Origin of the sequence: Phormidium tenue FACHB-1052, from assembly GCF_014696675.1 — a bacterium.
GTDB classification, from domain to species: domain Bacteria; phylum Cyanobacteriota; class Cyanobacteriia; order Phormidesmidales; family Phormidesmidaceae; genus Nodosilinea; species Nodosilinea tenuis_A.
In genome coordinates this window covers 138,636-164,712 of record NZ_JACJQN010000013.1, presented here as the reverse complement: position 1 = coordinate 164,712, position 26,077 = coordinate 138,636, and the positions used below count along the sequence as shown (strand labels likewise).

Annotated in this window: 24 protein-coding genes and 1 riboswitch; of the genes, 12 read left to right on the top strand and 12 right to left on the bottom strand. The window is 56.6% G+C overall.

From position 1 onward, the window contains the following. Window positions 1–152: 152 nt before the first annotated feature. Window positions 153–614 carry a hypothetical protein gene (locus tag H6G07_RS17980; protein WP_073609333.1) on the top strand — a complete coding sequence of 154 codons (462 nt, stop codon included), beginning with the start codon at window positions 153–155 and terminating at the stop codon, window positions 612–614. Window positions 615–619: 5 nt separating this feature from the next. Here the strand turns inward: H6G07_RS17980 and H6G07_RS17975 are convergent, their stop codons facing one another. From H6G07_RS17975 to H6G07_RS17965, 3 genes are all read right to left on the bottom strand, one after another. Beyond that, complete coding sequence (locus H6G07_RS17975) at window positions 620–3,742, bottom strand: UPF0182 family protein (RefSeq protein WP_199312204.1); 3,123 nt, start codon at window positions 3,740–3,742, stop codon at window positions 620–622. Window positions 3,743–3,811: 69 nt separating this feature from the next. Next, window positions 3,812–4,501 carry a DUF4079 domain-containing protein gene (locus H6G07_RS17970; protein WP_073609331.1) on the bottom strand — a complete coding sequence of 230 codons (690 nt, stop codon included), beginning with the start codon at window positions 4,499–4,501 and terminating at the stop codon, window positions 3,812–3,814. 184 nt (window positions 4,502–4,685) lie between these two features. Continuing rightward, entirely contained in the window at window positions 4,686–5,453 is a 768-nt protein-coding gene (locus H6G07_RS17965; RefSeq protein WP_073609330.1) for a hypothetical protein, read from the bottom strand. A gap of 330 nt (window positions 5,454–5,783) precedes the next feature. On the opposite strand from H6G07_RS17965, the gene H6G07_RS17960 reads away from it, so the two are divergent. Next, complete coding sequence (locus H6G07_RS17960; protein ID WP_073609368.1) at window positions 5,784–6,470, top strand: glutathione S-transferase N-terminal domain-containing protein; 687 nt, start codon at window positions 5,784–5,786, stop codon at window positions 6,468–6,470. An 84-nt stretch (window positions 6,471–6,554) separates the two neighbouring features. Here H6G07_RS17960 and H6G07_RS17955 read toward each other — a convergent pair whose 3' ends face one another. From H6G07_RS17955 to H6G07_RS17940, 4 genes are all read right to left on the bottom strand, one after another. After that, window positions 6,555–7,163 (bottom strand): TetR/AcrR family transcriptional regulator, encoded by a 609-nt coding sequence (locus tag H6G07_RS17955; RefSeq protein ID WP_073609329.1) that lies wholly within the window; start codon window positions 7,161–7,163, stop codon window positions 6,555–6,557. Window positions 7,164–7,309: 146 nt separating this feature from the next. Next, the gene (locus H6G07_RS17950) at window positions 7,310–7,873 is read right to left on the bottom strand and encodes a DUF4168 domain-containing protein (RefSeq protein WP_084173275.1); all 564 of its coding nucleotides are present in this window, start codon (window positions 7,871–7,873) and stop codon (window positions 7,310–7,312) included. Window positions 7,874–7,924: 51 nt separating this feature from the next. Then, a complete protein-coding gene (fghA, locus tag H6G07_RS17945; RefSeq protein ID WP_073609327.1) occupies window positions 7,925–8,776 on the bottom strand; it encodes an S-formylglutathione hydrolase in 852 nt (283 codons plus the stop codon). 148 nt (window positions 8,777–8,924) lie between these two features. Then, window positions 8,925–10,034, bottom strand: coding sequence for an S-(hydroxymethyl)glutathione dehydrogenase/class III alcohol dehydrogenase (locus H6G07_RS17940; protein ID WP_073609326.1), 1,110 nt, complete (start codon window positions 10,032–10,034; stop codon window positions 8,925–8,927). Between the two features lie 301 nt (window positions 10,035–10,335). Between H6G07_RS17940 and H6G07_RS17935 the strand changes: the two genes are divergently transcribed. Both H6G07_RS17935 and H6G07_RS17930 read left to right on the top strand, forming a co-directional pair. After that, window positions 10,336–10,896 carry a pilus assembly FimT family protein gene (locus H6G07_RS17935; protein ID WP_073609325.1) on the top strand — a complete coding sequence of 187 codons (561 nt, stop codon included), beginning with the start codon at window positions 10,336–10,338 and terminating at the stop codon, window positions 10,894–10,896. Between the two features lie 69 nt (window positions 10,897–10,965). Next, window positions 10,966–11,157 carry a hypothetical protein gene (locus H6G07_RS17930; protein WP_073609324.1) on the top strand — a complete coding sequence of 64 codons (192 nt, stop codon included), beginning with the start codon at window positions 10,966–10,968 and terminating at the stop codon, window positions 11,155–11,157. A gap of 14 nt (window positions 11,158–11,171) precedes the next feature. On the opposite strand, the gene fcl is transcribed toward H6G07_RS17930, so the two are convergent. Then, window positions 11,172–12,125, bottom strand: a complete 954-nt coding sequence (gene fcl, locus H6G07_RS17925) for a GDP-L-fucose synthase (RefSeq protein ID WP_073609323.1) — start codon at window positions 12,123–12,125, stop codon at window positions 11,172–11,174. 170 nt (window positions 12,126–12,295) lie between these two features. On the opposite strand from fcl, the gene H6G07_RS17920 reads away from it, so the two are divergent. Beyond that, entirely contained in the window at window positions 12,296–16,195 is a 3,900-nt protein-coding gene (locus H6G07_RS17920; RefSeq protein WP_073609322.1) for a hydantoinase B/oxoprolinase family protein, read from the top strand. Window positions 16,196–16,212: 17 nt separating this feature from the next. Here H6G07_RS17920 and H6G07_RS17915 read toward each other — a convergent pair whose 3' ends face one another. Beyond that, entirely contained in the window at window positions 16,213–16,827 is a 615-nt protein-coding gene (locus tag H6G07_RS17915; RefSeq protein ID WP_073609321.1) for a Uma2 family endonuclease, read from the bottom strand. 229 nt (window positions 16,828–17,056) lie between these two features. On the opposite strand from H6G07_RS17915, the gene H6G07_RS17910 reads away from it, so the two are divergent. From H6G07_RS17910 to H6G07_RS26730, 3 genes are all read left to right on the top strand, one after another. Further along, a complete protein-coding gene (locus H6G07_RS17910) occupies window positions 17,057–18,064 on the top strand; it encodes an ArsJ-associated glyceraldehyde-3-phosphate dehydrogenase (protein ID WP_073609320.1) in 1,008 nt (335 codons plus the stop codon). A 119-nt stretch (window positions 18,065–18,183) separates the two neighbouring features. After that, window positions 18,184–19,437, top strand: a complete 1,254-nt coding sequence (gene arsJ / locus H6G07_RS17905) for an organoarsenical effux MFS transporter ArsJ (RefSeq protein WP_073609319.1) — start codon at window positions 18,184–18,186, stop codon at window positions 19,435–19,437. A 109-nt stretch (window positions 19,438–19,546) separates the two neighbouring features. Beyond that, window positions 19,547–19,678: a hypothetical protein gene (locus H6G07_RS26730; RefSeq protein ID WP_277882083.1), complete on the top strand. Its 132-nt coding sequence runs from the start codon at window positions 19,547–19,549 to the stop codon at window positions 19,676–19,678. On the opposite strand, the gene H6G07_RS17900 is transcribed toward H6G07_RS26730, so the two are convergent. Both H6G07_RS17900 and queC read right to left on the bottom strand, forming a co-directional pair. Beyond that, on the bottom strand, window positions 19,675–20,547 hold the full coding sequence (locus H6G07_RS17900) for a phosphatidate cytidylyltransferase (protein ID WP_073609318.1): 873 nt from the start codon (window positions 20,545–20,547) through the stop codon (window positions 19,675–19,677). The two genes, H6G07_RS26730 and H6G07_RS17900, sit on opposite strands and share 4 nt — an antisense overlap. 166 nt (window positions 20,548–20,713) lie before the next feature. Further along, entirely contained in the window at window positions 20,714–21,418 is a 705-nt protein-coding gene (gene queC, locus H6G07_RS17895) for a 7-cyano-7-deazaguanine synthase QueC (RefSeq protein ID WP_073609317.1), read from the bottom strand. A gap of 387 nt (window positions 21,419–21,805) precedes the next feature. Further along, a riboswitch (cyclic di-AMP (ydaO/yuaA leader) is annotated at window positions 21,806–21,961 on the top strand. Between the two features lie 97 nt (window positions 21,962–22,058). Here queC and ntrB point away from each other — a divergent pair. The 3 genes from ntrB (at window position 22,059) to H6G07_RS17880 (ending at window position 25,441) form a co-directional block, all read left to right on the top strand. After that, a complete protein-coding gene (gene ntrB / locus H6G07_RS17890; protein ID WP_084173273.1) occupies window positions 22,059–22,907 on the top strand; it encodes a nitrate ABC transporter permease in 849 nt (282 codons plus the stop codon). A 136-nt stretch (window positions 22,908–23,043) separates the two neighbouring features. Next, window positions 23,044–24,450, top strand: a complete 1,407-nt coding sequence (locus H6G07_RS17885) for an ABC transporter substrate-binding protein (protein ID WP_073609316.1) — start codon at window positions 23,044–23,046, stop codon at window positions 24,448–24,450. Window positions 24,451–24,598: 148 nt separating this feature from the next. Continuing rightward, window positions 24,599–25,441, top strand: a complete 843-nt coding sequence (locus H6G07_RS17880) for an ABC transporter ATP-binding protein (RefSeq protein WP_073609315.1) — start codon at window positions 24,599–24,601, stop codon at window positions 25,439–25,441. Between the two features lie 35 nt (window positions 25,442–25,476). Here H6G07_RS17880 and H6G07_RS17875 read toward each other — a convergent pair whose 3' ends face one another. Beyond that, a complete protein-coding gene (locus tag H6G07_RS17875; RefSeq protein WP_073609314.1) occupies window positions 25,477–25,725 on the bottom strand; it encodes a hypothetical protein in 249 nt (82 codons plus the stop codon). A 27-nt stretch (window positions 25,726–25,752) separates the two neighbouring features. Between H6G07_RS17875 and H6G07_RS17870 the strand changes: the two genes are divergently transcribed. Beyond that, on the top strand, window positions 25,753–26,076 hold the full coding sequence (locus tag H6G07_RS17870; RefSeq protein ID WP_338420713.1) for a helix-turn-helix domain-containing protein: 324 nt from the start codon (window positions 25,753–25,755) through the stop codon (window positions 26,074–26,076). The last annotated feature ends 1 nt before the right edge of the window (window position 26,077 follow it).

The following is a 26,077-nucleotide window of genomic DNA, read 5'->3' as shown; positions in this document are numbered from 1 at the left end:
CCTGCTCTAGATGCGATTGGGCTATGCCCCTATCCATGCCAAAAAATAATGGCATATTCAGTATAAATGAACTAAAGTTCATGTGTATTTATGGTCGGCGATCAATGGGCGCTAAGACAAAGCTAAGGAAGAGGATAGACGGCGGCCATCAATTGGGGTGGAAGCCTGGGCAGGGCATCACTCTGGCCCTCGTGCTGCTGTCTACGGCCTGCTCCGGTTCCGGCCCAGGGCCCGGCCCGCGCAACGTCACCCTGCACCAAAAGTGGGCGCTACAGCCCGGCGATCGCCTAGCAGGCTACTCGGTACAGAGCGGCCTAGGCGATATCTCGGTTAATGTTCAAGGCAATCGGGTGTTTATGCCCTTTGATGGTCAGGTGCAACCCGCCGAGGGCAACGCCGACCAGTGCGTTATTTTGTCGAGCCCAGATGTGCCCGCCTACCTGTTTCGCCTCTGCGGGCTGCGCCAGGTGAAGTTGGGCGATTTGTCCCAAGGTGAGCCCATTGGCAGTGGCAACACCGTGGCCTTTGCCACCCTGCGCCGCCAAGCCGATGGCACCTGGGCGATGGTTGAACCCGCCAAAGAGCTGTTGGCGCAGTTTCTAGATCGTCCTTAGACGGTCTATTCCGCCAGCAGTCCTTCTCGCAGGCCTCCCTCCGCCGGGGCTCCGGCGGGAGTGTCTATACCCGGCAGCGGTTGCAGCGGGTCAGTTTCGGGAGTCTCTGCTCCCAGCTCGCGCAAAATTGGGGTCGCTGGCTCGGGCTCCTCTACAAACACCGCTGACAGCACCGCTTGCAACGTGGGAGCCATGGCAATGCGGTTTTTGTAGACCAAAATCACCCGGGCTAGGGTGGGCAGCTGATTTTGCTCAGCCACGAGGTACAAGGGCTCTACATAGATCAGCGACTGCTCAATGGGAATTACCAGCAAGTTGCCCTGCTGGGCTTGGGACCCTTGGGTATCCCAGAGAGAAATGCGCTGGGAAATCTCGGGGTCTTGGTTAATGCGGGCCTCGATCTGCTCAGGGCCAAACACTAGATCCTGCTTGGGAAAGCGGTAGAGCAGCCGCAGCCCGTAGCGATCGCCGTCCGACCTCGCCGCCAGCCAGGCAATCAAATTGTTGCGCTGATCGGGGGTAAACAACCGCAGCAGCACAAACTCCTCGGTGTCTTCCTGGGGCAGCTTCATAATCAGGTAATAGGGGTCAACCTCCTGGGCCTCGTTCGCATAGATTTCGTTAGGCGCGCGCCACTGGTCTTCCCGGTTGTAAAACACCTGGGGGTCGGTCATGTGGTAAGTCATGAGCGAATTGGCCTGTACCGAGAAGAGATCCTGTGGGTAGCGAATATGGGCACGCAGGCTATCGGGCATGGCCTCTAGCGGCTCAAACATGGCAGGCAACAGCCGAGCCCAGGTTTGAATAATAGGGTCGTTGGGGTCAGTGACAAAAAAGCTGATCGCCCCGTTGTAGGCATCAACCACCACCTTGACCGAATTGCGAATGTAGTTGAAATCGTTGTCGCTGGGGTCAGAGTAGGGGTACCGACCGCTGACGGTGTAGGCGTCGATCACCCAATAAAGGTAGCCTTCGGTGTCTTGGGAGTCGTAGTTTTCGACGGTGAGGTTGGGGTCGCGATCGCGAAAGCCCTCAAAGCTGACTGTGCTCGGCGGGCGACTGCCGTGGGCCTCGCCAGTGCCCCACTGCTGCGAGGCGTTGCCAATATCAGCGGCGACCAGGTAGGGGTCGGTGTCGAAGCGCAAGAAGGGGGCGATCGCCCGGACGCGATCGGCAATATTGCGGCGAAACAGCAGCCGCGTATCGGCGGTAAAGTCTTCGGTAAACAGCATGCGCCAGTCGAGCAGGTAGCGGGCAAACAACAGCCGCCGCCAAAGGCTGTCCAGGTTGATGCCGCCCCGGCCTAAGTAGGAGGTATAGACATTCTCGTTGCCGCTGGGGTAGTCAAGCTCCAGCAGTTGGGTGTTGGTCATCACGTAGGTGTCGGTGAGCTCCCCAAAATACAGGCGCGGCTCCCCAATGGGAATGCTCTGGCGCACTTCATCACTGCTGGGCAGGTTGTTAATGCCGCTGACAAAGTAGGTGGGCAGCCCGTCGGGGCCAGCGGTATTTACCGGGCTCATGGTAAAACCGTAGCCGTGGGTATAGACCAGGTGCTCATTCACCCAGGTTTTGGCAATCTCAGGCACCCGCTCGTAGTTGAGTTCGCGCGCTGAGATCATCACTTGGCGGCGCTCTGATCGGCGCTGCTGATTCAAGATGCTGTAGCGATCGAAGTCGGCATCTTTAAACTCGTAGTAAAGGCGAATTTGCTGGAGCTGACGGTTGCTGTCGAGCAGCGGCCTGGAGTCCCACAGACGAATGTTTTTGAGGGTGAGATCGTTTTGCTCTAGGTCTTCAGCATTGATATCGCCACTGGGGTCAAAGGGCTCTGACTCGATGGCCTCTAAGTCAAAGGCGGCGCGGGTGAGGGCAATGGAGTTAGTAATAAAGGGGCGCTCGCGCTGGAGTTCGTTGGGCTGCACCACCAGCCGCTGCACTAGGGCCGGCACCAGCACCAGGCCCAGCAGGGTTAATACCAGGTAGCCACAGATACCTGTGACCAGCAGGCTGGCGCGTCCCATCCCCACCCCACCCCCCAGCGGAGATTTAGCAGCAGCGAGAGATTTGCGTATCGGGTTGACATAGATCGGTGCCCACAGCAGCCCTCGGCTTAGAAAGACCAGCCCCAATCCCAGGGTCAAGATCGACAGCAGCCAGTTGGCGGGCAGCACCACATTGACGTGGGTGTAGCCCGCGCCATAGACCACGCCTTCACGGGAGTAGAGTATGTCGTAACGTTCTAGCCAGTGGCTAACGCTGGTGGCCAAAAACAGCAGCCCAGCTAGCCTATAGAGGTGCTGCTGCTGGGGGCCAGAAAAACCATAAAAGCGGCCCTGGCTGAGGGTATTATCTCTGAGCAAATAAACCAGATACACGCTGACCAGGGTGAAGAAGAGGCCGCCAACCACCCAAAATTCCAGCAGGCGCAGCACCGGTAGCCGAAAAATATAGAAGGCAATATCGCGGTTGAAGATCGGCTCTGTTTGCCCGTAAGGTACTGGGTTGAGCGCTAGCAGCACGGCGGGCCACTGCTTGGCCAAAATCAGCCCGTAGCCGAGACTCATCAACATGGCTGCCAGCCGCCCTAGCTGTCGGGGATAGAGCAAAAAGGCCACCGTGCTAATGCCTAGGGCGATCAGCAGCCAGGGCTGGGTGATAAAAATTCCAACCACCTTAAAGAGCTGGAGCTTTGGCCACAGGGCTAGGGGCGTGGTGGAGTCGTAGAGGGTAGTGGTCTGCTGCCAAAAATCACCGGCAATTTGCCCCTGGTAAATTAGCTGTAGGCCGATCAAAAAGCTCAGCGTTATGCTGACTAGCAGCAGCCCGCTCAGACCCAAACTGCTGGCCTGGTTGGGGCGATCGCCCGGTTTCTCTAGCGGTTGAGTGCGATCGGCGAGGGTCAAATGGCCCCAGGTAAACCCCAGAGTGCACAAAATCGGAACAATGCCGAGGATCAGCTGCGACCTCAGCCGCAGCCAAAACACCGCCAGGTAGTTGACCTCCTCAAACCACAGCCGCTCGGCCTGAAGATTGACGATCGCATCAAAACAGAGCAGGGTGAGTAGCCCCAACCCAAGACCCAGCCACCCCCATCGGGGCAGACGCTTGGCAAATGCTTTAGTCATCATGGGCTCTACGATTCGACACCTACCCCAGCAGTGCCTAGATTGTAGCGGCTCAGTGCTGAGGCACTCTTAACAGCTCTTGTTCTCAAAATCGCACTGGAAGATAAAAGGCTCCTGCCAATGCAGCGGAATTTCCAGCAGATCGCGCACGCCGGTCACCCCCTGGCTAATGAATAGCAGCACCGCCACGGTGTTGAGAGCAGCGTGGGTCAGCCGCCAGCGCTTAGACTTGTAAATTTCGGGCAGGGTAGCGAGGGCAAAAATCATCAGCATGGCCGCGGCCATGCCCAGGTAAAAGTGAGACACCTGCCACTCATAGCCGCGCCTAAACACCCCCGGCTGCATTCCCAATAGCCAAAGCCCCATGCCGGTCAGCGTCGCAAAGGTGCCCCGCCAAACCCGGCTGCTAGAGCGATACAGCAGCACCAAAGCCCCCAGGGTGAACGCGTACATAGCCACCACAAACACACCTCGAAAGAGGTCTTCAGCCCAAACATTTTCCCGTAGAAGGGTCTTGAAGATGGGGTGGGCCAAACCCAAAAGCACCAAACTCACCACTGCCCCAGCCAGCCATTGCCCAACCCGCACATGCTCTTTGCCCACCACCGGAGAGATGGTGGTTTTGGTTTTGTCGGCTACGGCTAAGCGCCGCTGGCGAGTCTGCACCGCAAAATAGACGGCGACGCCAATCAACGGCATCACTATCGTGACGGCTAAAAACGGGTGCAGCAATCTGAGCAGATCGGGGGCGTCTAGCATAGGGCTTCCTAAAGAGAGGGCGTGGTTGGGCTAAGTTTTTCTTACTGTAGGGCACAGCCCTCAACCGGCACGGTGATTCGCCGCACAATATCGGGTGTTGATTAACCCGAGCAATGGTCAAGCTCGGCCCTGATCAGCCATCGTCCCGCCCCACACGTTTACAGGTGTTGTTTTATCGATGCCGCTAAGCCCAAAGATTAAAGCGAGATAAGTGCTGCTCAAGGGCCTTGGGAATCTGCTTGACAATGTCGGTCTTGGTTTTAAAGGTCAATCGGTTTTGGGCAGGCAGGTCAAAGGGGTACTGTCCGACAATATCGGCTCGCTCCATTTGGGCCAGCAAAATTTGCTCTGCGGGCTTGGCCTGGAGCGCGTAGCCCATCTCCACGCACACGTGGGGGCTAGGCACCAGCAGCGTGGTGTTGCCCTCCACGGCTGCGATCGGGGTGCCGTCAGCCACAAATAGCAGCGACTTGCGAATTTTGCGGGTGAGGGCGCTGTTGAGCCGAGCGGGGCCGTCGCTGAGTCGCTGGGACAACTCTAGGGTGAGGGCAACGCGAGACTTTTTGTTGAAGCTTTCGACGGCATCGGTCAGGGCTGCATGCAGCGCTTCCGCCGACTCGCTGTACTCCTGTTGGTAGCAGAAGTAGATGGTCGGCTCCAGATGGGCCATGACATCTAGCTTAGTGAAGTAGATCTCGTGGCTGATCAGGTCGATGTTCGCGATGCCGTAGCCGCCGCTGCCCTCAATGTAAAATTCCACGGTTTCGCCATCGAGGTAGCGCTGAAACCAGGCCGACTGCTTCACATCGGCGCTGTCGTCTAAAAAATCGGCTCGCAGTGCCGACTTCAGCAGGCTGTTTTTGCTCAGCCGCAGGTCGTGAGGGCGCTGCTCTAAATCTCGCACCGGCTCGTAGGCTTCGAGATACCAGGCTTTGAGGGCAATAATGGCCATAACGAGTCATCCTCTGAGGCGGTGGGCTGGCCTTGGGGGCCGGTTTGCTCGGGCGCGAGTCCAAAATTATCGTTTGATTCTAAGGCTAGATCGAGATTCAGATGGGAACAAAATCGAAAGAAATGTTGAGTCCCGCATAACCTGGGGCTTACAACGCCTTTGAGGCTAGGGTTTTGCACTAATATCGGCGCGTTTTCTCTCAGTTACTGCTTTGATCGCCATGACCATCGCTATTTCATAGTTCAATTGTACTAAAATTTTCACAATAGTGGAGGACTTGGTTAGGCTATTTGGGTCTGCTCCCGTGCTTTGCCCCCAAGGATGCTCGCCATGATCGACCTCTATTACTGGACAACCCCCAACGGCCACAAGGTCACCATTTTTCTCGAAGAAGCTGATGTTGACTACACCATCAAGCCCATCAACATTGGCAAGGGCGATCAGTTTAACCCCGCCTTTCTGGCGATCGCACCCAACAACCGCATCCCCGCCATGGTCGATCACGAGCCCGCCGACGGCGGCGCACCCCTGAGCCTATTTGAGTCGGGAGCGATCTTGCAGTATTTAGCCGAAAAAACCGGGCAGTTTTTGCCGTCGGGGCTGCGCGATCGCGCCAACGTCATGCAGTGGCTGTTTTGGCAGATGGGCGGGCTGGGGCCAATGCTGGGCCAAAACCACCATTTCAACAACTACGCCCCCGAGAAAATTCCCTACGCCATCAACCGCTACGTCAAAGAAACCGAGCGCCTCTACGGCGTGTTAGATACGCAGCTTAAGGATCACGAATTTATCGCTGGCGACTACTCCATCGCCGATATGGCCTGCTATCCCTGGATTGTGCCCTACGAAGCTCAGCAGCAAAACCTAGAGGATTTTCCCAACGTGAAGCGCTGGTTTGAGTCGATCAAAGCGCGACCAGCGGTGGAGCGGGCCTATGCGATCGCCGAGTCAATGCGCGCCGAATCAACCATGAGCGATGAGGCAAAAGCGATCCTGTTTGGCCAGGGAAGACGGTAGGGGGAGGTGGGGAAGATAAGGGGGATAGGGAAGAAAACAGTTAAAGCTGCCCCACATTCCCAATCTCCCTCATCATCCTCATCCTCAAGCCAGCACGCCGTTTAAGAAGATGTCCGTTAAGCACTCGGCCAGGTCTTTCATCGCCTGGGGCGAAGCCGCTTCGTCGCCGAGGGTATCTTGGCTAAAGCCCGCAACCGTAAACATGCCCAAAAAGACGCGCGCTACCATGCGGGCGTTCATGGGGCGATAGACACCGCGATCCATAGCGGTTTGAAAGAAGGCTTCGGCAACGTCAATCATCTTGTCGATCACTTCGGTTTGAATCTGCTCCCGCAGCTCGGGGTGAAACTGCGCTTCCATAAAGCACACCCGCATCAGGGCCGAGTTCTTTTGCAGGTTGAGCATGCGCCGCTGCATGACCTGACCGATCGCCTTGTAGCTGGCCATTTCGCTCAGCTCAGTCAGCAAATCGGTGAGGATTTCGACCCAGCCTTGGCTGGCCACCGCTACTAAAATCGCTTTCTTATTCTCGAAATGGCGGAACAGGGTGCCCTCAGCCACCCCGGCGGTCTGGGCTAGCTCACGGGTAGTGGTGCCCCCGTAGCCGTGCTTGGCAAACAGCTTTAGGGCCGCTTTTAGAATCTTGGTCTCCGTATCGGTTTCCGCAGGGGCGGGTTTAAAGAAAGGCACCATCACAAAAACCCTCAAGAGTAAGCACAGATCGGCTTCTGTGGCCCATTGTGACCCTGATTCCCTCGAAGGCCGGGGCCGGGTTCACATAACCTCATAAAACCTGAGATAACTACTCTTAAGGGTTTTAGTTATTGCTTTGACCAGAGCTAATCTACCGATTCGGCGGCGGCCAGAGTTTGCTTGACGATCGCATCGCTGATCTGCCGCTGGAGGGCAGTATCGTCGGCGGAGCGCTCCAAAATACTGTTGAACGTATCGATCGAGAGCCCGTCGGCCTCGATGGCTTTTTCCATATCGCCTTCGGTGCTCTGGCGAATGGCGATGATGCGATCTACGGCTGTTTTGAATTTTTTGTCGTCTTTTCGAGAAATTTTGGCTTTTGCGGCAATTTTAGCCATGTCTTCGGGGCTGTTGGCCGCACCGTTGAGCTGAGTCTCTGCGATCGCATTAAACCGCTCAATGGTCAAACCTTCGTCTTCTACGGCCTTGGCCATCTCTCGTTCGGCCCGGAGGCGCAGGGTTTGCACCTGCTGATAAACCTTGGCAAAGGTGGCAATATCGCCATCGCTAAGGGGCGCACTAGCATTCCCCTCAGGCACTTCTACTACAGTAGCCTGGGCGAGCAGCGGGGAGGATGGGCTGGCCCAAGCTGCCCCTGGGGTCAGCCATGCCAGCATGATTAGTAGAGCAGCAACACAATATCTCACCATGGCGGAGTCTCCTGATAACGCGAAATGTAGGCTTGGACAATTTTCCTTAGCCTAGCCCTTTGTTAGCACATCGGCATGGTGACGCAGATGGTCAGCCATAAACGACGCCATAAAAAAGTAGCTGTGATCGTAGCCCGGCTGCATGCGTAAAACTAGGGGTTGTCCGGCCTCTTTGCAAGCGTCAGCAAAAACGTCGGGCAATAGCTGGTTTTGTGCCAAAAAATTATCGGCGGTGCCCTGGTCGATCAAAAGGGTGCGATCGCGCTGAGGGTGAACCTTTACCAGCTCCGTCGCGTCGTAGGCTTTCCAGCTCTCACGGTCTGATCCCAAATAGCCCGAGAATGCCTTCTGACCCCACGGACATTGAGAAGGAGCGGCGATCGGCGCAAAGGCCGAGACCGATTTGAATAGATCGGGATTGCGCAAGCCGCACACCAGCGCCCCGTGGCCCCCCATAGAGTGACCAAAAATGCCCATGCGATCGCGCCGCACCGCAAATTCCTGGGCAATTAGCTCTGGTAGCTCTTGCACCACATAGCTGTACATGGAGTAGTTTTTGCTCCAGGGTGCTTCCGTAGCATCCACATAAAACCCGGCTCCGATCCCAAAGTCCCAGGCCTCCGCTTCATCGGGCACCCCTTCGCCGCGAGGGCTAGTGTCGGGAGCTACCAGCATAATGCCGTGTTCCGCAGCGTAGCGCTGGGCTCCAGCTTTACTGGTGAAATTGTCTTCGGTGCAGGTCAACCCAGACAGGTAAAACAGCACCGGCACCGGGCCAGTCTGCGCCTGGGGCGGTACAAACACCGCAAACCGCATCTCGCAGTTGCAGACAGCCGACGGATGGCTGTAGTAACCAACTGTACCGCCAAAGCAGGCATGTTGCTTCTGAAGTGTCAGGGTCATTGAAGGTGAGGAATAAAGGGTTTGTGGGATAGCCGTCCCGGCTGTCCATTGTCCATTAGATTTGTGCGACAGGTAGGATACCTATCCCACAAGAAGTACCCATGAGTTTGGGAAATAGCCCGGCTGTCCGAGAAGTATCTTAGGACTACTAAAACGTCACCACGCTGCGAATGCTCTCACCCCGGTGCATCAGGTCAAAGGCGGTGTTGATTTCGTCCAGCGGCATAACGTGGGTGATCAGGTCGTCAATGTTGATTTTGCCGTCCATGTACCAGTCCACAATTTTGGGTACATCGGTGCGCCCCCTGGCTCCACCAAAGGCAGTGCCCTTCCATTCGCGCCCGGTCACCAGTTGAAAGGGGCGGGTGCTGATTTCTTCGCCAGCGGCGGCGACGCCGACAATGACGCTGACACCCCAGCCTTTGTGGCAGCACTCCAATGCCTGGCGCATCAAATTTACATTGCCTACGCATTCAAAGCTGTAGTCGGCCCCGCCGCCCGTTAACTCCACCAGATGAGCCACCAGGTCGCCCTCCACTTCCTTCGGATTGACGAAGTGGGTCATGCCAAATTTGGTGGCCAACTCCTGCCGGTTGGGGTTGATGTCAACGCCGATGATTTTGTTGGCCCCCACCATACGGCAGCCCTGGATGACGTTAAGACCAATGCCGCCGAGGCCAAACACCACCACGTTGGCACCGGGTTCAACTTTAGCGGTGTTAATCACCGCGCCTAGTCCAGTGGTAACACCGCAGCCGATGTAGCAGACTTTCTCAAACGGTGCGTCAGAGCGAATTTTGGCCAGGGCGATTTCGGGTACCACCGTGTAGTTCGAGAAGGTGGAGGTGCCCATGTAGTGAAACAGCGGCTCGCCACCCAAAGAAAATCGACTACTGCCGTCGGGCATAAGACCCCGCCCCTGGGTGAGGCGGATGGCCTGGCAGAGGTTGGTCTTAAAGCTGAGGCAGTATTCGCACTGACGGCACTCAGGCACATAGAGCGGAATCACGTGATCGCCGGGCTTGAGGCTGGTAACGCCGGGGCCGACTTCGGCCACCACTCCGGCCCCCTCATGACCCAAGACTGCTGGAAATAACCCTTCGGGATCTTTGCCAGAGAGGGTGTAGGCGTCGGTGTGGCAAATGCCGGTGGCTTTGATTTCGACTAGCACTTCGCCCTCGCGAGGCCCCTCTAGCTGAACGGTTTCGATAGTCAGGGGTTGGCCAGGGCCAAGGGCAACGGCGGCTCTAACATCCACGGGCGAAGTCTCCTTTAGTCAATTAAAACTGTGGCGTTGGTGTCGGGTGCAGCACCCTAGGGGCGATCGCTCAGTCAATATGTAATGTGAATCTGCAATCTGGCTCGTCAGGCAAGGGGCTGAGAGCCACTTAACTGAGCTACTGCAACACCTTAGTCAGCTTACCGACTTTGCGCCGCTTAAGCTATGTGTCAGCTTTCTTAGGCATAGCTCAGCACAATGGCCGATGTGAGGCTAGACCGTTGCCGTGCCCCTTGGCCCGTGGGCATCTTGAGGGCATCAGGCTTTGTGCACTTACGATATGACTCAACTCTTGCGGCGATCGCGCAGACCGCTCTGTGGGCAAGCTAACTCTGCTGGGTTCACGCTGATTGAAGGATTGATTGTGGTGGTGATCGCGGGGCTGATGGCGGCGATCGCCGCCCCCTCATGGTTTAGTTTTGTGCAGCAGCGCAAAATCAACGCTACCCAAGACATGGTGTATCAAGCGCTCAGGGCCACCCAGGCCGATGCCATGCAGCACCGCCACGATCGCCGCTTTAGTATTCGCGAACATAATGGCCGCATTGAGTGGGCCAGCCATCCTGATTCAACTCTGCCAGCCCAGGTCATTGTTTGGCAACCGCTGGTGGAGGGCGTGGGGTTGGCCGATATCGACAATACTCTGGTCAAAACAGGCACTATTCACTATGCCAAGTTTGATATGCACGGCAATGTAAAAGGCCAACTTGGCACCGTTACAGTGGCTATGTCAGGTAGCCAACAGACTCACCGCTGTGTAGTGGTTTCTACCCTAATTGGAGCCATGCGCAAAGGCGAGGGGCATACCCAAGCAAACGACAACGGACGCTTCTGTTATTGACCTCTCCCCCCACTTGGAGCAAAACCGAGTTTAATAGGTTAGCGCCATGACATGCTTAGGAGTGAGTGAATGCCAGAACGAAATGAGGGGTGGTACGTGGTTCAGGCCGCAGACGGTACCTGCAACGTGCTGTCTGCTGAGAGCATCAGCCGTGAGCGCCTACAGGAGAGCCGACCCATGTGGGGGCCCTACGCCACCCAGCAGGAAGCCATTACCCGCCGGGTGGGGTTGATTCGCAGCGGCAAATGCGAGCCCGCCTAAGGAAACACCGTGACCTAGGCGGCAGTTCGGCCCCGCAGCGAGTCGTAGCTTTGCAAAAACCAGGCGTAGGTTTGCTCAACACCGGTTTTGAGGTCGGTTTTGGCCTGCCAGCCCGCTGCGTTGAGGCGCGAGACGTCGAGCAGTTTGCGCGGGGTGCCGTCGGGTTTGGTCGTGTCAAACACTAGCTCGCCTTCATAGCCGACCACGGCTTTCATGGTGAGGGCCAGTTCTTTGATCGAAACCTCTTGCCCAGTGCCGACGTTGACGAAATCTACATCGCTGTAGTTGTTCATTAAAAACACCAGGGCATCGGCTAAATCATCAACGTACAAAAACTCGCGCAGGGGGGTGCCGGTGCCCCACACGGTGACAGTCGGGTCGCCATTGACCTTGGCCTCGTGGAACTTGCGCATCAGCGCGGGCAGCACGTGGGAGTTGGCTAAATCAAAGTTGTCGTTGAGGCCATAGAGGTTGGTGGGCATGGCCGAGATAAAGTTCACGCCGTACTGGCGGCAGTAGTTTTCGCAGAGCTTGAGGCCGGCAATTTTGGCGATCGCGTAGGGTTCATTAGTTTGCTCTAGAAACCCCGTCAGCAGGTAGTCTTCTTTCATCGGCTGGGGGCAGAGCTTGGGGTAAATGCAGGATGACCCCAAAAACAGCAGCTTTTGCGCGCCGTGCTGGTAGGCGCTGTGGATGATGTTGGCCTCAATCATCAAATTGTCGTAGAGAAACTCGGCCCGGTAGGTGTTGTTGGCGTGGATGCCGCCCACTTTGGCCGCTGCCAAAAAGACGTAGTCAGGCTTTTCCTGGGCAAAGAACTCATCCACTGCGGCCTGGCTGCGCAGGTCAAGCTCTTGGCTTGAGGGCAGTACCAAATTTTCATAACCTTGAGCCTTGAGGGTTCTCACCAGGGCGCTGCCCACGAGGCCACCGGAACCGGCTACATAAATTTTAGATTGAGTATCCATAGGGTTGAGCTCAGATAAAAGTTACACCAGCACTAAATGTAGATGGCCTATCCCCATTGCCACGAGTCTGGCATCGGGAGTCTGTCAACGACAACTGCCTGCTCGCCGAGTTTAGCGGTAGTTCACAATGAAGACTGAAGCTCGTCTCAAGTTTCCCAATCTTTTACGCTATGACCCTACCGCCCCTGCCCAACCGCTGGCAATTTTGGATCGATCGCGGTGGCACGTTTACCGACATTGTGGCCCGCCGCCCCGATGGGCAAATTATCGTTCATAAGCTGCTATCCGAAAACCCCGATCGCTACACCGACGCCCCCATTCAGGGTATGCGCGATCTGCTGGGGCTAGGGCCAGGGGAAGCCATTCCGGCTGAGCTGATCGAGGCGGTAAAAATGGGTACGACAGTGGCCACCAATGCGCTGCTGGAGCGCAAGGGCGATCGCACCCTTCTGATCACTACCCAGGGCTTCAAGGATGCGCTGCGCATCGGCTACCAAAACCGCCCCAACATCTTTGCTCGCCACATCGAGCTGCCCGAAATGCTCTACGAGCAGGCGATCGAGGTCAACGAACGCCTTAGTGCCCAGGGCGAAGTTTTGGTTTCCCTAGATGCTGAGGAAGAAGCTCGACTCACCCAGGCACTTCAGCGAGCTTACGATGCCGGAATTCGGGCCTGTGCGGTCGCCTTGATGCACGGCTATCGCTACCCTACCCACGAACTGCGCCTGGGCGACCTCGCCCGTCAGGTCGGCTTTACCCAAGTCTCCCTCTCTCACCGGGTGAGCCCGTTAATCAAGCTGGTCAGTCGGGGCGATACGACGGTCGTGGACGCGTATCTGTCACCGATTTTGAGGCGTTATGTGGATCGGGTGGCGGGGCAGATGGGCGTGGGGGAGGGAGAAGAGGTAATAGTTCAAAATTCAAAATTCAAAATTCAAAATTTGCCTACCCGCCTCATGTTTATGCAGTCTAACGGCGGCCTCACCGATGCGGCGCTGTTTCAGGGCAAAGACAGCATTCTCTCTGGGCCCGCCGGGGGCGTGGTGGGGGCGGTGCAGACCAGCCGCCAGGCCGGGTACGATCGCATCATCGGCTTTGACATGGGCGGCACTTCGACCGATGTCTCCCACTACCGGGGCGAGTACGAGCGCACCTTTGAAACTGAGGTGGCGGGGGTGCGGCTGCGGGCACCGATGATGGCGATTCACACCGTGGCGGCGGGGGGCGGCTCGATCGTGAGCTTTGACGGCAGCCGCTACCGGGTGGGGCCAGAGTCGGCGGGGGCCTATCCGGGGCCGGCCTGCTATCGCCATGGTGGGCCACTAGCGATGACCGACTGCAACGTCATGGTGGGCAAACTCCAGCCCGAGTTTTTTCCCCATATGTTTGGGCCGAGGGGAGATCTGCCCCTGGATGCAGCGGTGGTGCGGGAGAAGTTTGCGGCCCTGGCCAAGGAAATCCACGCTGCGACTGGGGATGCTCGCAGCCCTGAACAGGTGGCCGCTGGGTTTCTCGCCATTGCGGTGGAGAAAATGGCCAACGCCATTAAAAAGATTTCCGTACAGCGGGGCTACGATGTCTCAGACTACGTGTTGTGCAGCTTTGGCGGGGCTGGGGGCCAGCACGCCTGCCTGATTGCTGACGCCCTGGGCATGACTGAGGTGTTTCTGCATCCCTACGCGGGGGTGCTGTCGGCCTACGGTATGGGTTTAGCGGATGTGCGATCGCTCAATGAGCAATCCGTGGAGCTGCCGCTAGATAAGGAGACGCTGCCGCAGATTCAGCCGGTGGTGGAATCCCTAGCTGATAGAGGATTGGAGGAGCTGAGGCGGCAGGGATTTGAAATTCAGAATTCAAAATTCAAAGTTCAAAATTTAGTGCCTGAATTGGTGGATGGGGTGCAGGTTTTGCCTCGGCTATTGCTCAAGTATGAGGGGACAGATTCGGTGCTGCCGGTGGATTTTGCTGGGGTGGAGGCGATGCGATCGCAGTTCACCACCCTGCACCGCCAGCGCTACGGTTTCGCCCAGGAGACTAAACGTCTGATCGTCGATACTGCCGCTGTCGAAGTCATCGGTCACACCCACAGCCCCGCCGAGCCCGACATTGTCAAACCCCGCACTATGCCGCTGGTGCCTAAAACCAGCGTGTCTGTCTACACCGCCGATACCTGGTACGACACCCCCGTCTACCACCGCGACGATTTGTGTCCAGGGGATGCGATCGCTGGCCCCGCCCTGATCATCGAATCGACTGGAACCAATGTTATAGAACCCGGATGGAACGCAACGCTGACAGCAAAGGGGCATTTGATATTAAACAAGAAAGCTAAAAGTCAGAAGTCAGAAACTCAAAATTCAAAACTCAAAACTCAAAATTTCTCTGCCACAGACACCAGCTCCACCCCACCCGACCCTGTGCTGCTTGAAATTTTCAACAACCTCTTCCGCGCCGTGGCCGAAGAGATGGGGATCACACTGCAAAACACCAGCTACTCGGTCAACATCAAAGAGCGGCTAGATTTCTCTTGTGCGCTGTTCGATCAGCAAGGGCAACTGGTGGCCAATGCGCCCCACATTCCGGTGCATCTGGGGTCGATGGGCGAAAGCGTGCGGAGTTTGATCAAGGCCAAGGGCAATAACCTCAAACCCGGCGATGTCTACTTGCAAAACAATCCCTACAACGGCGGCACGCATTTGCCGGATATCACCGTCATTACGCCGGTCTTCTTGGAAGCAAAGCAGCAGACAGCAGGCAGCGAGAAAACCGAAATTTCTCCTTTGGAGACGCTAGGCGTAGGCATAGCCAGTCCAAAGGACTTACAAAACTCCACCCACCCATCTACCCATCCACCCATCCACCCATCCACCCGCCCACTCTTCTACGTCGCCTCTCGCGGCCACCACGCCGACATTGGTGGCATTACCCCTGGCTCAATGCCGTCGAACAGCACCTCAATTGAGGAAGAGGGCGTGCTGCTCGATAACGTGCAGCTGGTTGATCAGGGGCGGTTTTTGGAAGCTGAACTGTTGGAACTCCTGACGGCTGCCCCCTATCCGGTGCGGAATTCGACGCAGAATATCGCCGACTTGCAAGCTCAGATCGCAGCCAATGAAAAGGGGGCGCAAGAGCTGCAAAAGCTGGTGGATCACTACGGTTTGGCCTTGGTGCAGACCTACATGCAGCATGTGCAAGACAACGCCGAGGAATGTGTGCGGCGGGTGATCGATCGCCTCCACGATGGGCAGTTCACCTACCCCATGGATGACGGCAGCCAGATTGCGGTGCAGGTCACCGTGAATCGCGAAGAACGCTGCGCCAAAATTGACTTTTCTGGAACATCTCCCCAACGGCCCAGCAACTTTAACGCTCCGGCAGCAGTGTGCAAAGCGGCGGTGCTTTACGTGTTTAGAACGCTGGTGGATGACGATATTCCCCTCAACGCGGGCTGCCTCAAACCGCTGGAAATTGTCATCCCCGAGGGATCAATGCTGAACCCGCAGTACCCGGCGGCGGTGGTGGCGGGCAATGTGGAGGTGTCTCAGGCGGTGACCGATGCGCTGTATGGGGCGTTGGGGGCGATCGCCGCCTCCCAGGGCACTATGAACAACTTCACCTTTGGCAGCGATCGCCACCAGTACTACGAAACCATCTGCGGCGGCTCCGGCGCTGGCCCCGGCTTCCCCGGCACCGATGCGGTGCACACCCACATGACCAACTCGCGACTCACCGACCCCGAAGTGCTGGAATGGCGCTTTCCGGTGCTGCTGAGAGAATTCTGCATCCGCCAGGGCAGCGGCGGCGCAGGGAAATACGCGGGTGGCAACGGCATTGTACGAACCATCGAATTTCGCGAACCGATGATGGCGGCCATTCTCTCTAACCATCGGCTAGTGCCGCCCTTTGGTTTAGCGGGTGGTCAGCCAGGGCAGATAGGTGAAAACTCTGTAATTCGCGCCGATGGTCGGGTTGAGCCTTTACCTGGGCAGGCTACTGTAGCCCTAGATGAGGGGGACTGCATTCGGATCGCTACACCGGGGGGTGGCGGCTTTGGCAACGTAAAAGAGTGAGGCGCAAGGGAAATTGACTATTCTACGCCCGCCCTAAAGATGTCCTGCGCAGTAAGCCTTAACCCTTCAAAGGTCGGTGAAGCTAGGAGATCGTTTTCAGTAAATCGCTCTAGTTGATAGCCGTCGGCCCCTAGAGTGCAGAGCGTGATCGTTGGCTGCTTCGGTTGGCCAATCACCCGTGCGGCCCCCAAGGCGCGAAAATCTACGATCCAGTATTCGGCGATGCCCATAGCTTCGTAGTCGGCTAGCTTGAGGCCGTAGTCGTCGCGCCAGTTGGTGCTGACCACTTCTACCACCAACTTGATCGTGGCTCCGTTGCAGACGGTAGACGATTTTTCCCACAGCGGTTCGTGCTGGAGTTGGGTGCGATCGAGCACAGCCACATCGGGAATGTAGCCCGCATTGGGCCGCGACGGTTTCACCACACAGGTGCGAGGAATCGTCAACGGCAACCCCGACTGGTCAATCAAAACACCTAGCTTGAGGGCGATGAATCCACCAATGTCTTCGTGGGCACCTGTGGGTCGCACCTCAACCACCTCGCCTTCAATCAGCTCGTAGCGTCCACCATCGCTGGGGTATTGATTGAGAAAGTCTTCAAAACTGAGGGGTTGCGCTGTGGCCTGCACCATCTAGACACCCGCCGTCATTTAGAACGATGTGACTACAGCTTACCGCACTCGTCTGGTTGCTTCGTCTTCGTCAGCCATGCGGAGCGTGAAACTCTAGGCTCATGGGGATGTAGCCTATACAACTTGACATATCAATGTTTCTTGAAATAATAAAGCATCAAAATTTTTTGAAATGAAGCTGTGTGCAGGCCATACAGCTAGTTGCTTGCGTGCTGGAGAGAGTTTAGAGATGGTAAAGGTCGCTATAAATGGATTTGGCCGCATTGGCCGACTGGTGCTGCGGGCGGGCTGGGCCTTTCCTGAACTGGAGTTTGTCCACATCAATGAGGTCAAGGGTGGCCCCGAGGCAGCGGCGCATTTGCTCAAGTTCGATTCAGTCCATGGCCGTTGGGCACCGGAGGTCGAAGCGGTTGGCCCTGAAAAAATTACTATCGATGGCATTCCTCTCAGCTTCAGCAGCGGTGCTGCCCCCGGTGAGGTGCCCTGGGCCGACTATGGCGTAGACCTGGTGCTAGAGTGCTCCGGCAAGTTTCGCACGGCAGAGGCGATCGCCCCCTACTACACCAATGGTGTGAAAAAAGTGATTGTCGCGGCTCCAGTCAAAGAAGGCGCGCTCAACGTGGTCTACGGCATCAACGACCACTTATACAATCCGGTAGAGCATCACCTGCTCACCGCCGCCTCCTGCACCACCAACTGTTTGGCCCCGGTGGTTAAAGTGATTCACGAAGGGCTGGGTATTCGCCACGGGGTGATCACCACCATCCACAACCACACGAATACGCAGACTGTTGTGGATGCTCCCCACAGCGATCTGCGCCGCGCTAGGGCCACAGGTATGTCGCTGATTCCGACTACGACGGGGTCGGCGACGGCGATCGCGCTCATCTACCCCGAACTGGTGGGCAAGCTCAATGGCTTAGCCGTACGAGTGCCGCTGCTCAATGCCTCCCTGACCGACTGCGTATTTGAAGTCGATTGCCCCACCACCGTCGAGGAAGTCAATGCTCTCCTCAAAGCCGCCGCCGATGGCCCCCTCAAAGGAATTCTGGGTTACGAAACCCGACCCCTAGTGTCGGTTGATTACAAAGACGATCCTCGCTCCTCAATTATTGATGCCCTCTCCACAATGGTCGTAGATGACACCCAGGTGAAGGTTCTCGCCTGGTACGACAACGAGTGGGGCTACTCCTGCCGCATGGCCGAGCTAGCCTGCAAGGTAGCCCAGAGTATATAGGCTTATTCCTCAAAAGATGGGGCTCAGCGAACATTTTCTCTTTTCTTGACTTGAACTCTGTGGTGCATTGCTGCGCGAATGCACCCTACGGCTCTCCCACTCCCCACCCCCCACTCCCTATGACCACCTCCACATTCAAGCCCGAGAGCCTGCGCAACTACGCCATCATCACCGCTGCCTACTGGGGCTTTACTCTCACCGATGGTGCCCTGCGAATGATGGTGCTGCTGCACTTTCACGTGCTGGGCTATAGGCCCTTTGCGATCGCCATGCTGTTTCTCTTCTACGAAGTGTTTGGCGTGGTGACCAACTTCTTCGGTGGCTGGATTGGCTCCCAGGTGGGCATTCGGCAAACCCTTTACGGCGGCATTGCCCTGCAAATTTTTGCTTTGGTAATGCTGAGCTGCTTGAACCCCGACTGGGGGGTGCCGGTGCAGGTGGGCTATGTAATGGCGGCTCAGGCCTGCTCGGGCATCGCCAAAGACCTCACCAAGATGAGTTCCAAGAGCGCCATTCGTTTGGTGGTGCCCAAGGAAGCAGCATCGCGCCTGTTTAAGTGGGTGGCGGTGCTCACCGGGTCAAAGAATGCGCTCAAAGGGGTGGGATTTTTCGTCGGAGCCGCCCTGCTAGAGGGGGTGGGCTTTCGTTCAGCGGTGCTGCTTCAGGCGGTGCTGCTGGGGATAATTTTGCTGTTGGGGGCGCTGCTGCCTGCGGGTATGGGCAAAATCGGCAAAAAAGTGCCCTTCAAGCAGCTGTTTTCTAAGAGCAAAGCGATCAATGTGCTGTCGGCGGCGCGGTTCTTTTTGTTTGGCTCTCGGGATGTGTGGTTTGTGGTGGCGCTGCCGGTGTTTTTGTATGAGGTGCTGGGCTGGCGGTTTATGCAAGTGGGCAGCTATATGGCCCTGTGGGTGATCGGCTATGGCATGGTGCAGTTTTTGGCTCCGCAGCTATTGCGCAAAGACCGCACCGGCCAGGTGGTGCCCAAGGCCAAGACAATTCTGTTTTGGACCTCGATTTTGACGGCCATTCCGGCACTGATTGCGCTGACGCTGATGGCTGGGGTGCGGGGCGACATCGCCGTAACCGGTGGGCTGGTGGTTTTTGGCGTGGTGTTTGCCTTTAACTCGGCGGTGCACTCGTACCTGGTGCTGGCCTACACCGAGGATAAGGACGTGAGCCTGAATGTAGGCTTTTACTACATGGCTAACTCGGGCGGGCGGCTGCTGGGGACGATCGCCTCGGGGCTGGTTTACCAGTGGTTGGGACTGGTGGGGTGCCTGGGGGTGTCGAGCTTGTTTGTGCTGGCGGCGGCGCTGATTACGACGCAGCTGCCTGACCCTAGGCCTGCTGAGCCGGTGGCGGTGGGCAGCTAGTGAGCAAATGTTGGTTTTGGCTGACCATTCAAAGATTTGTAATAGGCGATAGAACCCGGAACATCACTCTCTAAACTGTAGTTATAGCTACAGTTTTTGAAAGGAAGTTATGGATAAGCAATCGGACAACCAGCGTCGCCAGGTCATCGGAGAGCTACGCCACCAGCTGCGATTTGCCAATGTAGAAGAGCGCGATCGCATTCGCCAAGAGCTGAACTTTTGGGAACAGCGAGGCCGCTAACTCGCCGACAGCAGGGGCAGCAGCAGGGTGACGAAAAAGTACACCAGCGCCCCTGTAAACACATAGCTATCGGTGCGGTCTAAAATGCCGCCGTGGCCGGGGATGAGGGCACCAGAGTCTTTGACCCCGGCATCTCTTTTCATCAGCGATTCGGTGAGATCGCCCAGCAGGCTGGAGGTGCCCACCATCAGCCCCAGGGCAGCGCCAGTGGCAGGCCAGAGAGGCCATTGCAGCCAGTGGCTGCCGATCAGGGCCACCACCATGCTGCCCAGCATGCCAAAGACTGCCCCTTCAACCGTCTTCTTCGGGCTGATATTAGACAGCGGGGTGCGGCCAATCATTTTTCCAGCGATATAGGCCCCAATATCTGAAGCCCAAATGCAGGCAAAGGCTAGCAGGGTGACAACCAGACCGTAGGGCAAGCTGTCGAGGGCAGGGGGCCAGGTTGCGGGCCAAAAGCCGCCCAGGGGCAGGGTGGTGGCGGTGTCGCCCAGGTCGCGCAGGCGCACCCAAAAGCCGGGCAGATAGCCGCCGTAGAACAGGCCCAAAATAGACGCGGCCACATCGGCAATGGTGGCCACCTGGGGCTGAAACAGCAGATAAAAGCAGATAAACGTACCGCTTAGCGGTAGCAGGGCATCGGCCAAGGGCGGCGACAAATGGGCGGTAATCAGCAGCAGTTGGCTCACCACTAAGGTGATTTTGGCCGCTGGCAAAATGCCTTTAGCTTTTACCAGGGCAAAAATTTCAAGCTGCCCCAAGAAAATCAGCACCCCAAAGCCCAGGGTGAAGTACCAACCCCCCAGCAAAATCATGACCAGGGCGACCGCGATCGCCACTATTCCGCTAATAATTCGAGGCCAGGGCATAGGTGGAGTGCAGAGGGGGTTGAACAAAGCGTTGCCCCTAGTTATGGGGCAGTGACTGTCATGCAGCTTATTACACTGTGCCACATTCCCCTAGAGTCCCCGCTAGGAAACCAAGACAGGCGGGGAGCGGTAAGCGCAGTCCAAAGGCGTGCCCACGCGCTTGGGTCTAACCCTGGCCGGTAGTAGAAGCAAGCTGGGGATAGCCTGCTTCTACTAGGGCGCGATCGCGAATTCGGCAAGAATCGCACCGCCCGCAGGGTGCTGCACCGCCCTGATAGCACGACCAGGTTTGCTCGATCGGCACCCCCAGCGCCACGGCGCGACGCACGATATCCACTTTAGAATCCATCACCAGGGGAGCGACCAGCGCGGGGGCATGGCCCTCTAGCCCCGCCTTAGACGAGAGCTGAGCCAACTGCTGAAACGCCGCTAAATACTCAGGCCGACAGTCGGGGTAGCCCGAATAATCAACTGCATTGATGCCGAGGTAGATCGCCTCGGCCTCCTTGGCTTCGGCCAGTGCCAGGGCCAGAGCAATAAACACCGTATTGCGCCCCGGCACATAGGTGGAGGGAATGCCCGCCGCAATGCCAGTCTGGGGGTCGTCCTGGGGCAATGGCTGGGCCAGGTCGGTGAGGGAAGACGCGCCCCACTGGGCCAGATTGACATCGATAAAGCGGTGGTCGGCGATCGCCAAATGCTTTGCCACCGCCTTTGCCGCCTCTAGCTCGCGCTGGTGGCGCTGTCCATAGTTAAACGACAGTGCCGTCAGATCGTAGCCATCGGCGATCGCCTGGGCGGCGGCAGTGGCCGAATCGAGGCCGCCCGAAAGCAGCACAATGGCTTTGGGACTTAGGCTTGACTGAGACATAGGGTAGAGAAGATCGTTGCGACTGCTTAACAATTTGTCCGGTAGCTAGAGTAGCTCAATCTTGCTCAAAAGCTGATAGACTTTTGGCGGCTATCGTCGAATAGCTGCCAGCAATTCTGAATTTTTACCTTCCTAATTAATAGGTAATTATTCACAAAAAAGATGTCAGCGATAGTGCACGTCACTTAATGAAAATGTCAAAAAAATGAGGCATTAGCTACTTTCAAAGTACTCAAAACTATATAGAAAGTAGGGTGTCGAGAGCAACTAAATCTCTCCCCGAGATAGATATACCAATTGTCACCCAAGTTTCTAGTTGACAGGCCAGTTTTTTGAGCCTAGACTCAGTAAATCGAACAAGTCAGCCTAGTCTGCCAGCTCCGTGCCTTTAGGTTTGTGCCTAAGCGCCCGTGCTATCAGAACGGGGGAACCAGTAAAGGGGCGTATTTCCGAGTTCTTAATACCCAATTGAGGGTAATCGGAAGAGGACATCTCTCAGTCCTAGCCCGTCAGCTAACCTCGTCGGCATTGAGGGGAGATTGAATCGTCAGCATTGTTAGTAATGCCTGGCTGTTTCAGTGTCCTAAGTCGTGTTAACACGGCTTGTTCGCTGTCCATGATTAACCTCTAGGAGGGTCTCATGCAGCCTAAGTTGCGCGCCCGTGCGGCTGCCCGTTCGAGGCAGTCTCGCTCTGTCAAGCCGACATTTCGCCTGCCGTTGGAACGGATTGTTTTACCGGCGATCGCGTTTCTCGTCGTGCTGCTGGTGTGGTGGGTAATCGCCAGCTTTTTTACTACGCTCATGCCCACGCCCTGGGAGGCCTTCGTCGCCAACCTCGACTATATCTTTAACCCCTTCTTCCGGCGTGGGCCGGGCAATTTGGGTATTGGCTGGCTGCTGTTGGCCAGTTTGCGGCGGGTGCTGGTGGGGTTTTTACTCGGGACTTTGGTCGCCATTCCGGTCGGGTTTTGGATCGGCCTTTCACCCCGCGCCATGATGGCGATCAACCCCCTGGTGCAACTGTTTCGCCCGGTGTCTCCGGTGGCTTGGCTGCCCATTGCCCTATCAATTTTTAACCTGGCCAATCCGTCAGCTATTTTCGTAATTTTTATTACTTCCCTGTGGCCAACGGTGATCAATACCGCCCTAGGTGTGGCCAGCGTGCCTAAGGATTATTTAGACGTAGCTCAGGTGTTAGAAATGCCTCGCTGGCGGCAAATGACTAAGATTATTTGGCCAGCCAGTTTGCCCTATATTTTTACCGGTTTGCGCCTAAGTTTAGGCATCGCCTGGCTGGTGATTGTCGCGGTTGAAATGCTCACGGGCGGCATTGGCATTGGCTTCTTTATCTGGGATGAATGGAATCGGCTCAGCCTTAGCTCAGTATTTCTGGCAGTGATTGTCATTGGCCTCACGGGCCTGGTTTTAGACTACGCCATTACCCTGATTGAGCGATGGGCAACCCATCGCCCCGCCAAGGCAATGTAGCCTGCAACTAACGGCCAAAACCTCTCAATACACTGCTGCACAAATTTCCTAGACGGCAGGGTATGGGCAGACCTTCAGACCGAGTCGGTCAGGTCAATTAATTCCTCACACCTCACAGAATCAAAGGATTAAAGCGATGGCGAAGATCAATCGGCGATCGCTCCTGCAGGGGGCGGTTGGGTTTACGGCAGGGCTAGCGGCCTCGGCCTGTAGTCAAGCGCTGCGCCCGAGCGGTTCATCGCCTAGCGGGGCAGCGGCTCAGGCGGCCAACATTGATCAGGTGGTTGACCCGGCCAGTTTGGAGCGATCGCACATTAAGGTGGGCTACGTGCCCGTCAACGACTGCGCTCCCTTTGCGATCGCCCAGGCCAAAGGCTTTTTCCACAAATATGGACTGACGGTCACCCTCAATCGCGAGGCTAGCTGGGGCACCTCCCGCGATGGCGTCATCTTTGGGCGGCTTGATGCGTCCCCGGTGGTTTCTGGAGCTGTCACCAATGCTCGGGTTGGGGCTGAGGGTGCTCCCCAGGCTCCCATGTGTGCGGCCATGACCATTCACCGCCACGGCAACGCCATGACCATGAACCGCGCCATGTGGGAGTCTGGCCTGCGCCCCTGGCGAGAATACGAGGGCGATCTGGAGGCCTTTGGCCGCGACTTTCGGGGCTATTTTGACGGCATACCCACATCTCAGAAGGTCTGGGCCACGGTGCTCAGTTCAGCCATCTACGAATATTTCATTCGCTACCTCTCGGCGGCAGCGGGGGTTGACCCCATAGAAACCTTCCGCATTATTGTTAGTCCGCCGCCGCAGATGGTGTCCAATATCCGCATTGGGGCCATGCAGGCCTACATGGTGGCCGAGCCGTGGAATACCCGCGCTATCTCTGGCAACGAGGATGTCGGCTTTACCTTTGCCCATGGCAAAGAGATCTGGCGAGGCCACCCCGACCGAGTGCTGGCGGTGATGGAAGACTTTATCACCGAAAACCCTAAGACCTACCGCTCCCTTGTCAAGGCGATGATCGAAGCCTGCCGCTACTGCGACGACCCGGCTAACCGCACCGAAGTGGCAGACATTATCTCCGATCGCTCGTTCACCGGGGCCAAGCCCAAATTTACGGAACCGGCTCTGGTGGGTAACTACAACTACGGCGGTTTCGACGGCAAACCTCGCACCGTTCAAATGCCCGACAGCACCATCTTTTTTGACCTGCCAGAAAATCTGTCCCACCCTGCCGGGGATCACTCCACCTTTATGTGGCAGTCTCAGTCGATCTGGCTGATGACCCAGGCCACCCGCTGGGGCCAAATTGAGGAGTTTCCTGCCGATGCGGAAGCCAAGGCGAAGCAGGCCTGGCGCACCGATCTATATCGAGAAATTGCTGGCGAAATGGGCATTGATTGTCCAGCGGATGATTACAAGGTGGAGCCTGGAGAGTTATTCATTGACGGCATTGCCTACGACCCCAGCGACCCAGTGGGTTATTTAAACGGGTTTGAAATTCGCGCTAACCGTCCCCAGCAGATCTTGATGGGGTGAGGGTAGTCGATTGGGAGGTTGGCATGTTGGACGGTTGAAAAGTTGGGAGGTTGAGGAATCCTAACCTTTTAACTTTCTAACCTTTGAATCTTCCCCTTTGCTGCTAAACAGTCTTCCGTGATTTAGATGGACTATTCAGGAGAAAACCATGGTTAAGTCAAGCCAATATTCGCAGCCCTCTGGCCAACGGCAGGCTGAATTTGAAACGAATTTTTTAATTGTTCAAGACCTGGTAAAGGCTTACCCTAGCGCTGGCGGCGACCCGACGGTGGTGCTCGACAACATCAACCTCACCGTGGGGGCCAATGAGTTTATCGCCATTATTGGCCACTCGGGCTGCGGCAAATCGACGCTGCTCAAAATTGTTAGCGGTCTAGAGCAGGCTACCTCTGGTGGGGTGTTTTTGGAAGGGAACCCGATTAAAAAGCCGGGGGCCGATCGCATGATGGTGTTCCAAAACTATTCGCTGCTGCCCTGGCTGACGGTGCGCGAAAATGTGCGGCTGGCGGTAAATGAGGTGTGCGACCATCTCTCGCCCCGCGATCGCGCCGATCTAGTCGAAGAACACCTGGCGATGGTGAACCTCACCGCTGCCGCCCTGAAATACCCTGACGAGCTATCGGGGGGCATGAAGCAGCGGGTGGGCATTGCCCGCGCCCTGGCGATTCGGCCCAAGATGCTGCTGATGGATGAACCCTTTGGTGCCCTTGATGCTCTCACCCGAGGCCACCTCCAGCGCCAGGTGCTGGATATTTGGGAGCGCAATCCCCAGGCGGTGATGATGATTACCCACGATGTGGATGAGGCGATCTATATGGCCGATCGCATTGTGATGATGACCAATGGCCCCAATGCCCACATCGGCGAAATTTTGACGGTGCCGTTTGACCACCCGCGCGATCGCACTGCCCTGCGCGAATCCAAAGAGTACTATGAACTCCGCAACCATGCCCTAGGGTTTCTCGATAGCTACTTTGAGCAAATGAGCTAGGGGCGGGTGAGCAACGCTGACCTTGGCCACTCGTTCTACTCGGCTAAGACATAGCGGGTGAGCACGCGCATGATTTCGTTGATGCGTCCGGTGGGCTGGGGTTTGCTCCACTCGCGCACTTCGGCAAAGCCGAGGCGATAGAGTTCGTGGATGATGCGCTCGACGCCGTGGGCGCTGCCGATGACCAAAATGCGAATGATCTCGCGCCCTGGCTCGGCAGCGGGTTCGATGGTGACTTGCAGAGCGGGGTTAGACAGGATTGAAGGCATAAACGCTTGCGGCATAGGGACACCTTTATGTAATCGCTTAAGATGACAAGCGCATCATACAGCATCCATTACAAAGATGTCATCTCTTGCGATTACATTTACGATGCTCTGCTCCTTTGGGACGATGGGAGCATGGGAAGAGCAGGTAAAGCGCTACGGGAAGTCCTCACGCAGTACGGCATTAGCCAAAATAGCCTTGCCGTCAAAATGGGCTTGCAGCGATCGGCCATCTATAAGTGGTTCCACGAAGAACGCGATCCTACTGCGGAAACAGTCGTGGACATCACAGAAGCGTTGAAAAACCTTAATCCTCAGGCTGCCAAGGATTTCGTAAAGCTGTACCTGGGCGACGTACTCTCAGATTAGT

Coding starts and splice junctions, on each gene's coding strand:
- H6G07_RS17975 (WP_199312204.1), bottom strand. CDS start 3,742: ATGACTAAAGCATTTGCCAAGCGTCTGCCCCGATGGGGGTGGCTGGGT.
- H6G07_RS17970 (WP_073609331.1), bottom strand. CDS start 4,501: ATGCTAGACGCCCCCGATCTGCTCAGATTGCTGCACCCGTTTTTAGCC.
- H6G07_RS17965 (WP_073609330.1), bottom strand. CDS start 5,453: ATGGCCATTATTGCCCTCAAAGCCTGGTATCTCGAAGCCTACGAGCCG.
- H6G07_RS17960 (WP_073609368.1), top strand. CDS start 5,784: ATGATCGACCTCTATTACTGGACAACCCCCAACGGCCACAAGGTCACC.
- H6G07_RS17955 (WP_073609329.1), bottom strand. CDS start 7,163: ATGGTGCCTTTCTTTAAACCCGCCCCTGCGGAAACCGATACGGAGACC.
- H6G07_RS17950 (WP_084173275.1), bottom strand. CDS start 7,873: ATGGTGAGATATTGTGTTGCTGCTCTACTAATCATGCTGGCATGGCTG.
- fghA (WP_073609327.1), bottom strand. CDS start 8,776: ATGACCCTGACACTTCAGAAGCAACATGCCTGCTTTGGCGGTACAGTT.
- H6G07_RS17935 (WP_073609325.1), top strand. CDS start 10,336: ATGACTCAACTCTTGCGGCGATCGCGCAGACCGCTCTGTGGGCAAGCT.
- H6G07_RS17930 (WP_073609324.1), top strand. CDS start 10,966: ATGCCAGAACGAAATGAGGGGTGGTACGTGGTTCAGGCCGCAGACGGT.
- fcl (WP_073609323.1), bottom strand. CDS start 12,125: ATGGATACTCAATCTAAAATTTATGTAGCCGGTTCCGGTGGCCTCGTG.
- H6G07_RS17920 (WP_073609322.1), top strand. CDS start 12,296: ATGACCCTACCGCCCCTGCCCAACCGCTGGCAATTTTGGATCGATCGC.
- H6G07_RS17915 (WP_073609321.1), bottom strand. CDS start 16,827: ATGGTGCAGGCCACAGCGCAACCCCTCAGTTTTGAAGACTTTCTCAAT.
- H6G07_RS17910 (WP_073609320.1), top strand. CDS start 17,057: ATGGTAAAGGTCGCTATAAATGGATTTGGCCGCATTGGCCGACTGGTG.
- arsJ (WP_073609319.1), top strand. CDS start 18,184: ATGACCACCTCCACATTCAAGCCCGAGAGCCTGCGCAACTACGCCATC.
- H6G07_RS26730 (WP_277882083.1), top strand. CDS start 19,547: ATGGATAAGCAATCGGACAACCAGCGTCGCCAGGTCATCGGAGAGCTA.
- H6G07_RS17900 (WP_073609318.1), bottom strand. CDS start 20,547: ATGCCCTGGCCTCGAATTATTAGCGGAATAGTGGCGATCGCGGTCGCC.
- queC (WP_073609317.1), bottom strand. CDS start 21,418: ATGTCTCAGTCAAGCCTAAGTCCCAAAGCCATTGTGCTGCTTTCGGGC.
- ntrB (WP_084173273.1), top strand. CDS start 22,059: ATGCAGCCTAAGTTGCGCGCCCGTGCGGCTGCCCGTTCGAGGCAGTCT.
- H6G07_RS17885 (WP_073609316.1), top strand. CDS start 23,044: ATGGCGAAGATCAATCGGCGATCGCTCCTGCAGGGGGCGGTTGGGTTT.
- H6G07_RS17880 (WP_073609315.1), top strand. CDS start 24,599: ATGGTTAAGTCAAGCCAATATTCGCAGCCCTCTGGCCAACGGCAGGCT.
- H6G07_RS17875 (WP_073609314.1), bottom strand. CDS start 25,725: ATGCCGCAAGCGTTTATGCCTTCAATCCTGTCTAACCCCGCTCTGCAA.
- H6G07_RS17870 (WP_338420713.1), top strand. CDS start 25,753: ATGACAAGCGCATCATACAGCATCCATTACAAAGATGTCATCTCTTGC.